The organism is Schnuerera sp. xch1, assembly GCF_019931165.1.
Taxonomy (GTDB): domain Bacteria; phylum Bacillota; class Clostridia; order Tissierellales; family Tepidimicrobiaceae; genus JAIOUP01.
This window is the reverse complement of the sequence record NZ_JAIOUP010000016.1, coordinates 1-14,932: the sequence shown is the minus strand read 5'-3', so window position 1 is coordinate 14,932 and position 14,932 is coordinate 1. Positions and strand designations below refer to the sequence as shown.

At 29.6% G+C, this 14,932-nt stretch carries 15 protein-coding genes; all 15 read left to right on the top strand.

The window, feature by feature from the left end:
* Positions 1 to 489 precede the first annotated feature (489 nt).
* The 15 genes from K8M07_RS10520 to K8M07_RS10450 all read left to right on the top strand — a co-directional run bounded on the left by K8M07_RS10520 (position 490) and on the right by K8M07_RS10450 (position 14,080).
* A complete protein-coding gene (locus tag K8M07_RS10520; protein WP_223378629.1) occupies positions 490 to 1,182 on the top strand; it encodes a response regulator in 693 nt (230 codons plus the stop codon).
* A 3-nt stretch (positions 1,183 to 1,185) separates the two neighbouring features.
* Positions 1,186 to 3,006, top strand: a complete 1,821-nt coding sequence (locus K8M07_RS10515; RefSeq protein ID WP_223378626.1) for an ATP-binding protein — start codon at positions 1,186 to 1,188, stop codon at positions 3,004 to 3,006.
* Between the two features lie 97 nt (positions 3,007 to 3,103).
* Positions 3,104 to 3,565: a hypothetical protein gene (locus K8M07_RS10510; RefSeq protein ID WP_223378624.1), complete on the top strand. Its 462-nt coding sequence runs from the start codon at positions 3,104 to 3,106 to the stop codon at positions 3,563 to 3,565.
* 27 nt (positions 3,566 to 3,592) lie between these two features.
* The gene (locus K8M07_RS10505) at positions 3,593 to 5,023 is read left to right on the top strand and encodes a YycH family regulatory protein (RefSeq protein WP_223378621.1); all 1,431 of its coding nucleotides are present in this window, start codon (positions 3,593 to 3,595) and stop codon (positions 5,021 to 5,023) included.
* A 23-nt stretch (positions 5,024 to 5,046) separates the two neighbouring features.
* Positions 5,047 to 5,904 (top strand): hypothetical protein, encoded by an 858-nt coding sequence (locus K8M07_RS10500; protein ID WP_223378619.1) that lies wholly within the window; start codon positions 5,047 to 5,049, stop codon positions 5,902 to 5,904.
* A gap of 91 nt (positions 5,905 to 5,995) precedes the next feature.
* Positions 5,996 to 6,790, top strand: a complete 795-nt coding sequence (locus K8M07_RS10495; RefSeq protein WP_223378617.1) for an MBL fold metallo-hydrolase — start codon at positions 5,996 to 5,998, stop codon at positions 6,788 to 6,790.
* 19 nt (positions 6,791 to 6,809) lie between these two features.
* Positions 6,810 to 7,946 carry a S1C family serine protease gene (locus K8M07_RS10490; RefSeq protein ID WP_223378615.1) on the top strand — a complete coding sequence of 379 codons (1,137 nt, stop codon included), beginning with the start codon at positions 6,810 to 6,812 and terminating at the stop codon, positions 7,944 to 7,946.
* Positions 7,947 to 8,029: 83 nt separating this feature from the next.
* Entirely contained in the window at positions 8,030 to 8,197 is a 168-nt protein-coding gene (locus tag K8M07_RS10485; RefSeq protein ID WP_223378613.1) for a CxxH/CxxC protein, read from the top strand.
* A gap of 69 nt (positions 8,198 to 8,266) precedes the next feature.
* A complete protein-coding gene (gene surE, locus K8M07_RS10480) occupies positions 8,267 to 9,019 on the top strand; it encodes a 5'/3'-nucleotidase SurE (protein ID WP_223378611.1) in 753 nt (250 codons plus the stop codon).
* A gap of 113 nt (positions 9,020 to 9,132) precedes the next feature.
* Positions 9,133 to 10,368 carry a mechanosensitive ion channel family protein gene (locus tag K8M07_RS10475; protein ID WP_223378604.1) on the top strand — a complete coding sequence of 412 codons (1,236 nt, stop codon included), beginning with the start codon at positions 9,133 to 9,135 and terminating at the stop codon, positions 10,366 to 10,368.
* A gap of 27 nt (positions 10,369 to 10,395) precedes the next feature.
* The gene (gene rlmH, locus K8M07_RS10470) at positions 10,396 to 10,875 is read left to right on the top strand and encodes a 23S rRNA (pseudouridine(1915)-N(3))-methyltransferase RlmH (protein ID WP_223378602.1); all 480 of its coding nucleotides are present in this window, start codon (positions 10,396 to 10,398) and stop codon (positions 10,873 to 10,875) included.
* 208 nt (positions 10,876 to 11,083) lie between these two features.
* Entirely contained in the window at positions 11,084 to 11,851 is a 768-nt protein-coding gene (locus K8M07_RS10465) for a class I SAM-dependent methyltransferase (protein WP_223378594.1), read from the top strand.
* Positions 11,852 to 12,024: 173 nt separating this feature from the next.
* A complete protein-coding gene (locus K8M07_RS10460; protein WP_223378592.1) occupies positions 12,025 to 12,216 on the top strand; it encodes an EamA family transporter in 192 nt (63 codons plus the stop codon).
* A 57-nt stretch (positions 12,217 to 12,273) separates the two neighbouring features.
* Entirely contained in the window at positions 12,274 to 12,870 is a 597-nt protein-coding gene (locus tag K8M07_RS10455) for a GNAT family N-acetyltransferase (RefSeq protein ID WP_223378590.1), read from the top strand.
* Positions 12,871 to 13,579: 709 nt separating this feature from the next.
* Positions 13,580 to 14,080, top strand: a complete 501-nt coding sequence (locus tag K8M07_RS10450; protein ID WP_223378588.1) for a GNAT family N-acetyltransferase — start codon at positions 13,580 to 13,582, stop codon at positions 14,078 to 14,080.
* Positions 14,081 to 14,932 lie beyond the last annotated feature (852 nt).

Sequence of the window (14,932 nt, the reverse complement as noted above, 5' to 3'; positions counted from 1 at the left end):
ATACCACTATGAGTAAAAAAATAAAGCTTAAGTTGTTACTTTGTGGTAACTATTAAACAATGGGAGTAATACTTATAAAATATAATCTAATAAACAAAAAAGACCTTTGTTTGGATATTAATATCCAAACAAAGGTCTTGCTACCTAAAATAATAGGTAAGTTGACCGGGATTATTCCGGATTGACGATCAACCATTCAAAAGCTACTCCCCTTTGTTGAATTAATTATATACTATATATGTATATAAATCAATAGAATTTAATTTAAGTTTCCATATTTTTTTAAAGACTATAGAAATTTTCCTGTAGTCCTTTTTTATAATAATTATATTTTAAGCAGATCTAAGTTTAAAATATTGGTTTGACAAGTTAAATATATTGTTAGATAATTTATGCATAGGAAATAATATAAGCACTTCATTATAGAAGGTCTTAAGGTAAATATAAGAAAGTTAGACAAATATTTTTTTGATAAATGGAGTGATGTTTATGGACAAGAATATTTTGATAGTAGAAGATGAGAAGTCTATAGCTGATATTATAAAATTTAACTTAGAAAAGGAAGGTTATATAATTAATTTAGCTTTTGATGGAGAAGATGCAATAGATAAAGTTTATAAAATATCACCAGATTTAATTTTATTAGATATAATGCTTCCTAAGAAGGATGGTTTTCAGGTTTTAAAGGAGATTAGAAAGGATTATACGGTTCCAGTTTTAATGCTTACTGCAAAAGAAGAAGAAGTGGATAAAGTATTAGGATTGGAATTAGGAGCAGATGATTATATAACTAAACCTTTTAGCATGAGAGAGTTAATAGCTAGGGTAAAAGCAAATTTAAGAAGAACAGAGTATTCAAATGGAGAATTAAAAAATGGAGATGTATTAGAGGTTGGAGATTTAACTATAGATTTCAATAAATATGAAGTTAGAAAAAATGAAAAAGTTATAGGACTTACCCTAAGAGAATTTGAATTATTGAAATTTTTGGCTTCAAGTTTAGAACAGGTATTTACACGAGAACAATTATTAGAAGAAGTCTGGGGATATGAATATTACGGGGATATAAGAACTGTAGATGTAACCATTAGAAGACTTAGAGAAAAAATAGAAGACAAAACTGGACAGTATAAATACATAATTACTAAAAGAGGGGTAGGATACTATTTCAGGAGGAGCTAACCTATGTTTTCAAGTATAAAGTGGAAGTTTATCATAATATATTTTTTACTTGTACTTATGGCTATGGTAATCGTAGGGATTTTTATAGTACAAAGATTTGAAACACAACAGTTAGAAAATAGAACAAATACAATGGTAAAACAAGTAGAAACATTACTCAATACTTTTAGTGACTTATCTGAAGATGATTGGTTAGAATTAAGCGACGAAATTCAAAATAGTTTAAATGAATGGAGATTTAGTGGTTTTAGTGGTACTGAAACCTTGTACGTTATATATGATGCAGATATACCTAGAATAGTTGCCTCTTCTCATGTAAATTATGAGAATATAACAGGTCAAAATGCTCTTTCCTATAAATCTTTAGATCCTACTTTGATATTATCAGCATATGATGGAGAAAGAAGTGATAGGGTTAAGCAGGATGCAAATGAAAATACTGTACTTAAGCATTTAGCTTATCCTGTATTTAATAAAGTAGGTCAGGTAAAAGGGATTCTATATATAACAGATGACCTTAAAGATGTGTATAAGACAATAGATGATACTAAAACTATTTTAATTAATGCCACTCTGTTAGCGCTGTCAATAACTGTAATATTAGGATTTTTAATAGCAAGTAGCATAACTGAACCTATTAGAGATGTAACTAAAAAGGCTGAAAAAATGGCGAAAGGTGATTTTGACCAATTCGTTGAGGTGAAATCCAATGATGAGATGGGCCAATTAGCAAGTATGTTTAACTATTTAACGTTGAAGCTAAAGGATACAATACATGAAATGGACTTAGAGAAGAGTAAATTAGATACCATATTCAATTATATGGCAGACGGAGTTATAGCTGTTGATACTAATGGCTACATTATTCACGCTAATCCTGTTGCAGTTGATATATTAGAATTGGAGAATATACCTGAAAAAGGATTTTTAAGTCAAAATCTTCTTCCTATGAAGAAGATTAATTTAGAAAAGATAGACTATGAGGATTCTGATACTCTTGAGGGGGATCAAATAGCGAAGATAAATAACTCAATCTATCAGGTTAAGTATGCTCCTTTCCGCAATGAGAAAGATGATGTTGGAGGAGTTATAATTGTGTTTCAAGACATAACTGAACAGCATAAACTAGATAATATGAGAAAGGAATTTGTTGCTAATGTATCTCATGAGTTAAAGACTCCTATAACCACTATTAAATCATATACAGAGACCTTAATGGGATATGGAGACATAGATAGGGAGCTTTCACATAAGTTTTTAACTGTAATAGATGATGAATGTGATAGAATGAATCGGATAGTTAAAGATTTGCTTCAACTATCCAATTTAGATTATAATAAGACCAAATGGAACATGGCTGAATGTTCAATTAAAAGATTGATTGAAGATATTTGCTTCAAGCTTGATTTTTCAGTTAGAGAAAAAAATCATAATCTGAATTTAAACATTGAAGACGATCTACCAAATATTGTAATAGATAGAGATGGTATAGAACAGGTTATACTAAATATAATATCTAATGCAATAAAATATACTCCAAATAATGGAGAGATCAATATATCAGCGAAAAGGCAAAACAATAATATAGTTATTACTGTTAACGATAATGGTATAGGGATACCTGAAGAGGATAAAAAGAGGATATTTGAAAGATTTTATAGAGTTGACAAGGGAAGAAGTAGAGAATTAGGAGGAACAGGACTAGGATTATCTATTGCTAAACAGATAGTTGAAGCTCATGGTGGAAATATAATATTAAGATCTAAATATAATGTAGGTACTGAAGTAATAATAGTGCTTCCAATAGATAATCGTCAACTGTAATTTAATTTTAATTGGGGTGTAATAAAATTGTAATATATCTTATGTATAATCATGTAATAGTAGTATCCTCTTAATATAAGGTGAAGGAGGTTCAAATATGTGGAAAAGATTAGTAATAAGTTTATTTGTTTTTATGATAATTATCTCTATATCAACAATAGGATTTACAGCAAATGTAGATCCATCAAAATATGAAGTTGTTACTCCAAAAGATGAGTCTTCTTCCTCTAATAATAAAGCGATGTTAATATCAGGAAAGGCTCCTAAAGGGACAAATATAATGATCAAAGTTTATGGGGCAATTGATTTAACTGGTGAAGAATATTCATTGGCTAAATTGCCGAGACAAGAGGATTATATATTAACTTCTAGTTTAGATGTAGAGACTGGAGCATTAGGTTTTGCTGAGGAAGTAGAGTTAATTCATGGAATCAATAAAATCATTATTGATTTTAATGTTAATGGTATAGATCCAGAGGAGAGGATTATCTATTATTATGAAGTAGATAAATTAATTGAAACGTTAAGAAAACCATCTACAATACCTTCTACTAAATAATATACCATTGATGAGGAGATGATTAGTGTGTTGAAAGAAAGATTGAAGACTTTTCTACTCCTATCCTTGGTAGTACTCAGTCTATTTTTAATTAGACAATTCTGGATACAATCACCCTACGAGGCAATTGTTTTTGAAGATGAGGAAGAAAAATATACGGATTATTTATTTGCTGATATGATAAAACCAAATAAATATCTACTCAATTTTAATGAAAAAAGTCATACAATATTCTATAATGATGAGGATAATAATCTATGGACTGGTACTTATTCTTCTTTGGCGACTATTTTGTCTTCAGATGATATAGAAGCTTATGATATATCCAATGAAGAATTTTTAACCTATAACGATAGTAAGTCCATAGTTTTTTACTTTCCTGAAAAGTTTTATACCTATATATTAGCCCGTTCTTTAAATGTAACTAAGCCAAATGATATTACTGAAATGATTTCAGAAGTGGATAGTATATATGTTTATTTAGGTAGGGGAGAACCTTATATTGTATTTAGCCAAGGGGATCAACATTTAAAAGTGCATAGTGCAGATTTAAATGTTGATAATATTGAAGCTAAGTTGGATGAAGTAGAAGAGAGCAAAAATTATTCCTACTATTATCCTATGAAGGATACATTAGATGTTGACAATAATATATATATACCTTATAAAATGTCCAAAACTATGCCTTTAGTTTATGTAAAAAATGAATTAGATAGTAATAATATTCATGAAGTTAGGAATATAGCAGAAACATTTTTTGATAAAGACATTGATTATGTAAGAGAAATTATTGAGAATAATGGTTCCATACTATATTTGTATGATCAAAAAGTTTTGAAAATCAATGAAAATGGACTTTTAGAATACCTAGCTCCATTAGAAGAAGATGTTCATGAAAGAAATCTCTATATTAGTTTAAATACGGTTTCCGAGTTCTTATCTACTCATGTAGGAGGGCCAAAGGATATGTATTTAGCAGAGATTGAAGAAATTCAATCAGGAGAGGATTTAGGATATAGATTAACTTTTAAATATAGAATACGAGGTTTTCCTGTAGTATTGAAAAGCAATGTAGCTAAAGATTTTATTCAAATAGAAGTATTTAATAAACATATTAGAAATTATAAGAGATTTATTAGGGAAGATATGAATATAAAAGACTATGATGTGATGGACAGTAGCAAGATGTTATCAGCGTTCGATGTCATAAATATGAATTATGATTTATTAGAAAAAAATTATATTGAGGACAATAATATACCGATAGAAGATATAGATATCGAAATATTAACAGAAGTGGTTCTATCTTCTATTACGGATATTTCTGTTGCATATTTAGATCCTTGCCAAAAAGAGGAAAAGGAAGAACTAATTGGAGTATGGTTGTTGAACATGGAGAGTAGAACTTATGCTTTTGATGTATATGAAGGAAATTTAGTGCTAGATAGGAAACAATGAGGAAAGCTTGGATGGTGAAATGAATGGATTGGTCAAAGGCGAAGACCATATTGATAGTAGCTTTTATTATTACAAATATATTTGTTCTATATGTTATAATGGATGAGAAACCTGCAGATGAACCAACTGTCAGTAAAGAATTTATAGCAAATGTAGAACAACTATTAAAGGATAAAGGTATAAATATAGATACTGATATCCCCACAGATATACCTCATCTAAATTCAGTAATAGTAGAATTTGAAACTGCAGATGCTCAACAATTAAATAAAGATTATTTTAATAACAAAGGTATTATTGAGTATAAACAAAATATTAAGGAGATAAAAAAGGAGAATGAATCCATTTTAGTGATTAATGATAGACTTATCATGTATGAAAATAAAAGAGAAGAAGAAGTATATAAAGACCTTGATGAGGATAAGGCTATTGAGATATCTAAACAATTTATCAATAATGGAAACTTTGATACATCAGACATGAAACTCACTTTTATTAAAGAAGAAAATGGTGTTTTTTTCATAGAATACTCTAAGATATACGATGATATTCTTGTGGAAAGGACATTTACTAATTTACAAGTTGATAAAAGGGGTGTTAAAAGATTTGAGAGACAATGGTTAAACACCAAGGAATTAGGAAAAGTAGATATATATATTAGTACAGCACCAAAAGCTTTGTTAACTTTATTAGATATGCAAGAGGGTTATGATAAAAATATTACTGATATTTCTCTTTGTTATTATTTTGATCCTGAAAGACATGAATATCTACAGGAACCTGGAAAAGCAAAGCAGGGGAAAGCTATACCTGCGTGGAGGATTCAGTTTAATGATGGATATAAGATATTTATAGATGAGTATTTAAGAAGAATCAATTGATTCTTCTTTTTTTACATTAGTTTTTTGATAAGTTATATATTATAATATATATGTTATACATAAAATAGGTATTAGTATTGGAGGAATAAAAATGGGAATAAAGTTTTGTTCCCTATCTAGTGGCAGCAGCGGTAACTGTCAATATATTGAAACTGATAGGATGAAAGTGTTAGTAGATGGAGGTTTTAGTGGTAAAAAGATTGAAGGATTATTAGCGTCTATAGATGTTTTACCAACAGATATAGACTGTATATTTGTAACTCATGAACATATAGACCATATAAAAGGAGTTGGCATAATTTCTAGGAGGTATGATATTCCTATTTTTGCAAATAGGGATACTTGGATTAGTATGGGATCTAGCATAGGTAAAATAAAAACTGAGAATATAAAGATAATAGAAACAGAAAAGGATTTTGAATTGAAGGATTTAGGAGTATATCCATTTAGTGTATTTCATGATGCAGCAGAGCCTGTAGGCTATTGTTTTTATTATAAAAATGTTAAAATTAGTATAATGACAGATACTGGATGGGTAAATGATAATATGAAGAACATAATTAAGGGCTCTTCGCTTTACTTAATAGAATCAAATCATGATTTAAAGATGCTTAAAGAAGGCAGCTATCCCTGGTATTTAAAAAATAGAATATTAGGGACGAGAGGACATCTATCAAATTTGGATGCAGGTAAAACTTTGTCAGAAATATTGATGGGAAATGGAGAGATAGTACTGCTCGCTCATCTAAGCAAAGAAAATAATGAACCATCTCTTGCACATAGTACAGTTAGAGAATGCATGGAAGGTTATGGACTAAATGTAGATAAAGACATAGCTTTGGATTTAACTTATAGAGACAAAGCTACTAAGGTATATGCATTATAATTGATTGGAGGAATTTTGTATGTATTATGAAAAACCACCAAAAAGAAAGGGGATATTTTCTTACTTCATTGTAGCTTTAATCGCTGCCATTGTTGGAGGATTGGTTACTGCATATATTGCACCTACATATCTTTATGGAAAAGTAATTCCTTTACCAGATATTTATCAACAGAACAAATCACCTAATATAGCGCAAAACATAAATATTACACCAAACGAAGATATATCAGTAGTAGAAGCAGTAGCTAAAAAAGCAATGAGTTCTGTTGTTGGTATAACTACTGTTCAAGTACAAAGAGAATTTATCTGGGAAAGGGAAGTAGAAGGAATAGGCTCAGGAGTAATTGTAGATCCAAATGGCTATATACTCACTAACTCTCATGTAGTAGCTGATGGAGAGGCTAGAAGGATTAATGTATTATTTGAAAATGGAGATACAGTTGAAGGTCAAGTATTATGGAATGATGCAGCTTTAGATTTGGCTGTAGTCAAAGTTCAAATAAAAGGATTACCTGTTGCCGATCTGGGAGATTCAGACTCTTTAGAAGTTGGGCAGGTTGCTGTAGCAATAGGTAATCCTTTAGGTTTAGATTTTCAGAGAACTGTTACTGCAGGAGTTATATCAGGACTTAATCGATCTATAAGATTAGACGAATATAATGTAATGGAAAATTTGATTCAAACAGATGCATCTATTAATCCTGGGAACAGTGGCGGACCTTTGTTAAATAGTAAGGGAGAAGTAATAGGGATAAATACAGCTAAAGTTCAAACAGGAGAAGGATTAGGATTTGCTATTCCAATAAACACTGTAAAACCAATAATTCGGGAAGTAATTGATACTGGAAATTTTGAAACTGTGTATATGGGTATTGCTGGAACTGAAGTGGAGATATATGAAAGACAGCTAGGAGTTGACTTAGAAAGCGTTGATTCAGGAATTATAGTTTTAGAAATCTCGTCAGGTTCTCCTGCGGATAAAGCTGGACTTAGATCAGGAGATGTAATTACCGAGATAGACAATAGAGATGTTGATAGTATGAATCAGTTAAAAAGAATATTATATAATTATAAACAGGGAGATGAGGTTACAATTAATATTGTAAGAAATGGAGAACAGTTATCTATTGATATTGTATTTACCGAGGTACAGTAGGTTTTATAAAGATAGTTAGTATTGCATATACTATTAAAGATTTTCTGTGTTATTATATATTTGAGATGAGCGGAGCTGATAATATGTATGTAGTTTGTAATGAGCATTTGGAAGATGCAATTGAAGAATTTGTAGACGTATATGAACAGTCACCAGATATATATGAACTTGAAAAAGTTTCTTTTACAGATTGGGCTAGTCCTCATAGTTGTAATTATTGTGAAAAGATACCCAAATATTTGGTAGTTTAAAAACTATATAAGTTAATATATGATATAAATATGATAATTATAAATATTTAGAATGATATGGAGGTAAAAATGAGATTATTATTAGTAAATGATGATGGAATATATGCGGAAGGAATATATAAATTGGCACAAGAGTTAGAAACAGATTATGAATTGACAATTGTGGCACCAGACGATGAGAGAAGTGCTCAGAGTCATGCACTTACCATACGGAAACCTTTAATTGTTAAGGAGGTTAAGTTAAAAGGAATTAATTCAAAAGCCTATAGTGTTTCAGGGACTCCGGCCGATTGCGTAAGAGTAGCTATAGATAAGCTAATTACAGAGCCAATTGATATGGTATTATCAGGAATTAATAAAGGATTAAATGTAGGCATGGATGTGCTCTATTCAGGAACAGTATCTGCAGCTATAGAAGCAAATATATACAATGTACCATCAATAGCATTGTCAGCAGAATGGGTAAATGGAAATATTAATTATGATTCAACTGCTAAATATGGTAAATATATATTAGAAAAATCTAAGGATGAATTATTAAGGAATAATATAATTTTAAGCATCAATACCCCCTTTGTAGAGGAAAATCAAGTTAAAGGTATTAAAGTTTGTAAGGTTGGCGGAGTAGTATATGATTATTTTCTAATGGAAAATGGTGATGTAGAAGGCGAAACTATATTGATCACAGACAGTAGGAAACATAATGGACAAGAAGAAGATACAGACAGGCATTATGTTTCTCAAGGATATATAACTGTGACACCTTTACAGTATGATTTGACTAATTTCGAATTATTAGAAAAGGTTAATAGCTGGATATAGAGGTTATCAGTTAGGGGAAAGGCTCTTTAATTATTTTGTTTTTTATGAAAGCCTTTTTTATTTTTCTGATAGTCAATTGTTTAGTTAAAAAGTTTAGCTTTAGGAGGTTTAATATGATCCAATTTATTAAGAATATATTATTAAATTATGATATAAACGAAAATTTGTCTCTAATCTTATCCAATATAATAGCAGTTGGAATTATTATAATTATTTGCTTCATAGTTGATATAATTACAAAAAGATTTTTGTTGAGGATTTTAAGAACATATATTTCAAAAAGCAAAGTAAAATGGAATAATGTTCTTTTAAACAATAAAGTATTTGATATAATTGCTCGTATACCACCTGCGTTAGTTGTTCATGCTTTTGCTCCAGTATTTCCTATTTATCAAGACTGGATTCAACGTATTGCTTTTGCTTATATTGTTATTAATGTTGTATTAGCAATTGGTAAGACTCTTGATTCAGTAAATGATATTTATAGAGATTATGAAGTTTCTAGGATAAGACCTATTAAAGGATATCTTCAAGTTGTAAAAATAATTATAAGTGTGGCAGCGGCTATAGTAATCATAAGTGCTCTTATAGATCGTTCACCTTGGATTTTATTAAGTGGGCTTGGTGCCGCAACTGCAGTGATCGTGTTAATATTTCAGAATTCAATTCTAGGTTTTGTGGCTAGTATTCAGCTTGCTACCAACGATATGGTACAAATTGGAGATTGGATTGAAATGCCTTCGCATGGAGCAAATGGAGATGTCATAGATATTTCATTACACACTGTAAAAGTACAAAATTTTGATAAAACTATAATCACTATTCCTACGCATCTATTAATATCAGAATCATTTAAGAATTGGAGAGGGATGCAGGAATCAGGAGGTAGGAGAATAAAGAGGGCTATATATATAGATATAAATAGTATCAAGTTTTGTGATGAAGAAATGCTAGAGAAATTTGAAAAAATTCAATATATCAAAGAATACATTAACGGAAAGAGAAAGGAAATAGAAGATTATAATCAAGGCTATGATATGGATTCTTCGAACATTGTTAATGGGGAACATCTAACTAATATAGGTGTTTTTAGAGCATATATAGAAAATTATCTAAAGAATCATTCTAAAATTAGTAAAGATATGACCCAAATGGTAAGACAACTTCAGTCAACTGAGAATGGTGTCCCTATAGAGATATATGCCTTTACAAAAGGGACAGAGTGGACAGATTATGAAAAGACACAGTCAGATATTTTTGATCATTTATTAACCATTATTCACGAATTCGATCTAAAAATCTATCAAAGGCCAACAGGAAATGATTTAAGAAATATAAAGATGAATTAATTATAAAATATTTGAAAGGAAGAAGACATGAACATAAAAATAGTCGCTGTAGGTAAAATAAAGGAGAAATATATACAACAGGGGATAGAGGAATTTAAAAAGAGATTATCAAAATATTGTTTAATAAACATCATTGAGGTCAAAGATGAAAAGGCACCAGAGGATTTATCGGAGAAGGATATGGAAAAGGTAAAGCAAAAGGAAGGAGAAAGGATATTATCCAAGATTCCTAAAAATTCTTTTATAATAGCTTTAGCGATAGAAGGCAAGGGGCTATCTTCAGAAAAGTTATCTAAGAGAATGGAATCCTTAATGATTGATGGCATAAATGATATAACTTTTATTATAGGCGGTTCACTAGGGTTATCTGAAGAAATATTAAATAAAAGCAACTTCAAATTATCTTTTTCAAACATGACCTTTCCCCATCAATTGATGAGGCTAGTGCTGTTAGAGCAAATATATAGGGGTTTCAGGATTATGAGAGGTGAACCGTATCACAAGTAGTTAAAATTTATAATAATAGGAATTTTAAAAAGATTAAATTTGAATGGAAAAATTATATGAATTATTATACAATTCATATATGGATTTATGAAGAAGGCGGTAATTATATGTATATTTATTTTATATTATATGGCGTGTAACAACCTACAAGAGGTCCTCCTATTAAAGTTACTTTTTTAAAACTTAAAATATAAAGGAGGATATAGAGGTGGGGAAAATTTTAGCAAATAAAGAATTATTTGATTACTTAATTAATGAAGTAAACGAAAAGTTTGAAGGATGGGATTTTTCATATTTAGAATCAACAGGAAGAATGCAAGAGTTTCCACTGAGTTGGAGTTATAGAAGTAAAGTAAAGATTAGAATGTTTAGAACGTCTTCATTATTGGATATGGGTACGGGTGGTGGAGAATTTTTATCTTCATTAAATCCATTGCCTAAATATACTTATGCTACAGAGGGATATGAACCTAATATAATCATTGCAAGGAAAAGATTAGAGCCTCTAGGTGTAAAAGTATATAGAGTTGATGATGAATCCTTGCCATTTAGTGCTGAAACTTTTGATTTAATAATAAACAAACATGAATCCTATTCTGCTCAAGAAGTTAAAAGAATTCTTAAAAAGCAAGGAACTTTTATAACTCAGCAGGTTGGTGGTTTAAATGATAAGGAAATCAATGAACTTTTGGGTGTCCCTGAAAGTCAGTATTATAACTGGAATTTAGAAACTGCAATTAGTAAATTAAATGAAGTAGGCTTAAAGATAACTGAACAAAAGGAAGATATGGTGAAAACAAGATTTTATGATATTGGAGCCATCGTATTTTATTTAAAAGCAATACCGTGGCAAGTACCGAATTTTACAGTAGAAAAATATTTTAAAAGGCTAAAAGGAATTGATAATCTAATTCAAAAAGAAGGATATATTGATTTTACATGTCACAGATTTTTCGTTATAGCCAATAAAGAATAATAATTTTTATAATACCCTAATTTCTTAATATCAGGGTATTATTTTAATAAATGAACAATAAATATAATTATATTATAATCATGAATACATGAATCGTATTTATAGCGATACTCTAAACCGTACCATAAATAATTGCAATATGTACAATTCTATTGGCAAAGGGGAAGAAGAAAATGGATGAAAAAACTAAAGAGAATTTAGCAACTGGAATAGGGGTATTTATTTTTGGTATAAATTTTGTTAGTATGAAGTTCTTGGTAGACCATATTCCGAATTTTTCACTTATCTTTTTTAGGTTTGCAATAGCTTCTATTTCTTTGTTAGTTATAGATAAAATAAGAATCTATAAGGGAAGAATAATATGATTTAATAGCTTTTGTATTTTTGATCAAGGACTAAAAAATTTTATAGGAGAATGAAAAATGAAATTTAATACTAGAAATTTTTTAGAATTAAAAGGTAATCTAATATATTTAAAAAAATTGGATAAGGAATATATTGGAGAGTATTGGGAAAGTTTTAATAACTGTAGTTTAGAATCAAATATATTTACAGGTACACAACAGGTATTTAATAAATCAGACATTGAAAGGCATCTAGAAAACATATCTGTGGATAGAAGTAGAGTTGATTTTTTAATCTTTGCAAAAGAATCTAATAAAATAGTAGGAGAAGTTGTTATAAATGACATCTACAGAAATAACAGAAGTGCCGGTATTCGAATCATAATAAATAGAAAAGAAGATTTTGGCAAAGGTTATGGTAGCGAAGCACTGATTTTAGCATTGAATTATGGATTTGGGATGCTTAATTTGCATAGGATTGAATTAGAGGTATTTCCGTTTAATCAAAGAGCAATTCATGTATATAAAAAGATAGGCTTTAAAAGAGAAGGAATTAAGAGAGATGGAGCTTTTTACTACAATAAATACTACGATATAATTGTTATGAGCATATTGGAAGAAGAGTTTAAAGAGAAGTATATAGACAAAAGCGAGTCTTTAGAGATATTCCAGTAAAGTACCAAAGATGTGATAATCCTATGTCTCAGTATAAGGAATATGCTAGAGATGAGTTTGATAATTAATAAAAACCGCTGATAGCAAGTTACGATGAGTTGTATCATAAGTTATACAAGGGAGACTTTTGATCTCCCGTGTATAACTATAATAAATTGTTATTTAATGGTATAATATTTATATTAAGTATGTCATGCAAGTAGATTTATGCTTGTGCTTTGTGGTGAGTTGCGATTTATTTATATTTTGGTGGCTGGTCGTGACATATTTGGAAAGAATGCCGCCTCCACTCCAAGATTCAAGAAGTAACTCGACACGAGGGAAAATGGCCGTGAAGATCGCTATCGCTAAAATACACGGCTAAACGATTTTTTCCTCTTAGTCGGATATTTCTATTGAATCTTTCTGAAGTTGAGGCTTATCTTTCCAAATATGTCTCTACAAATCCTAAATAGAATAACTATTGATTTATATTCTAAATATAATAGATGCAAAAGGGATGGTTCCTTTTGCATCTTAGCAAATCAATTGTAAAAAACAATAAACTATGTAAAAGTCGTTATTCTGAGCATTAGTGAAGAGCCTAATATTCCATATCCGACCCCTATATTCATTACGCTTGTACCTAAATAAACCGGGGACTATCATCAAAGTATAAATAAGACACATAATTTATATATTACGCAACAGAAGTAGGAGGATATAATTTATGAAATCTATCGTTGTTAACAAGGAACGAAATATTGAGTTTAAGCGTATAACTGGACAAGATATGATAGAAGAAGTTAAACAACTTTTTTTAGAATATGCCCAATCACTAAAAATAGACCTTGCTTTTCAAAATTTTGAAGAAGAATTTAAGACATTACCAGGTAAATATGGACCACCCAATGGAGCCTTAATATTAGCATTAGTTGATGGCAAAAAAGCAGGGTGTGTTGCTCTTCATAAAATTTCTGAAAGTATATGCGAAATGAAAAGATTATATGTTCGTGATGATTATAGAGGATTGGGAATTGGCACAAGGCTTATTAATATAATAATTGAATACGCATCAAAAATGAATTATCAATATATTAGGCTTGATACTCTTCCAACAATGAAAACCGCTCAATTTTTATATACATCATTAGGATTTTATGATATTACTCCATATACATATAATCCAATTGAAGGAACAAGGTATATGGAGTTAAAATTAGAAGATTAATTTTTTATCTTTCTGAATAGGGTTAAGATGCAATATTTATATATTATGCAACAGTAGGAAAATGTGTATTAGTTAAGTTATTTGATAGAGGGATGCTTACTAAAAAATAGAATTTATTTAGAAAAGGAGATTTGCCATGGTAAGGGATGATATGGTCCTGTTGCGTGTTTTCTCACATCCAGATGATGAATCTTATACCTTCCACATCTTATAATATGTGGGTGAATTATTTTGACGGAAGTTGTATTCAATGTTACTGATATAGGGATGTATGAATGAATAGTAGAAGGAGATGTTATAAGAGATTTTTTAATAGGGGGTATATTATCTTGCAAATATTATAGTGATTATACAATAAAAGAGATTAATAATAATTTAATTATTTATAGTAAGGTAAAAGGTGTTCTCATCAAAACTGAAATAGAAATAGAGACTTACAGGTGCGTTAATGGGTGGAAAGTTTCAGCTTTTTATTTCAGAAGATAATATAGAATCTATTGATATAAAAGGGGTAGGACTGGATTATTATTTATGATTTGGCTACCATATCCTGAACCATAAGCTATATCTAAGATTCTTCTTTTAACAAACTTCTTTACAGATTCATATCTAACTATATGCTCATCAAAGATCTATTCTTTGGATTCATGTCCTTTGGAATTATTCCTTCTTCAGTATATTTCATATATAAGCTCCTTTCTAAAGAAATAATAGGGTTTACATTAAGTTATTTAAATAATAAAAACATTATATAACAGATTATAATACAATAAACGGGGCTGTTTCATAACTTATTTATAAGTTATGAAACGCCTCTTTTTCTATATTCTAGTTGTCAACTATATTTCATAA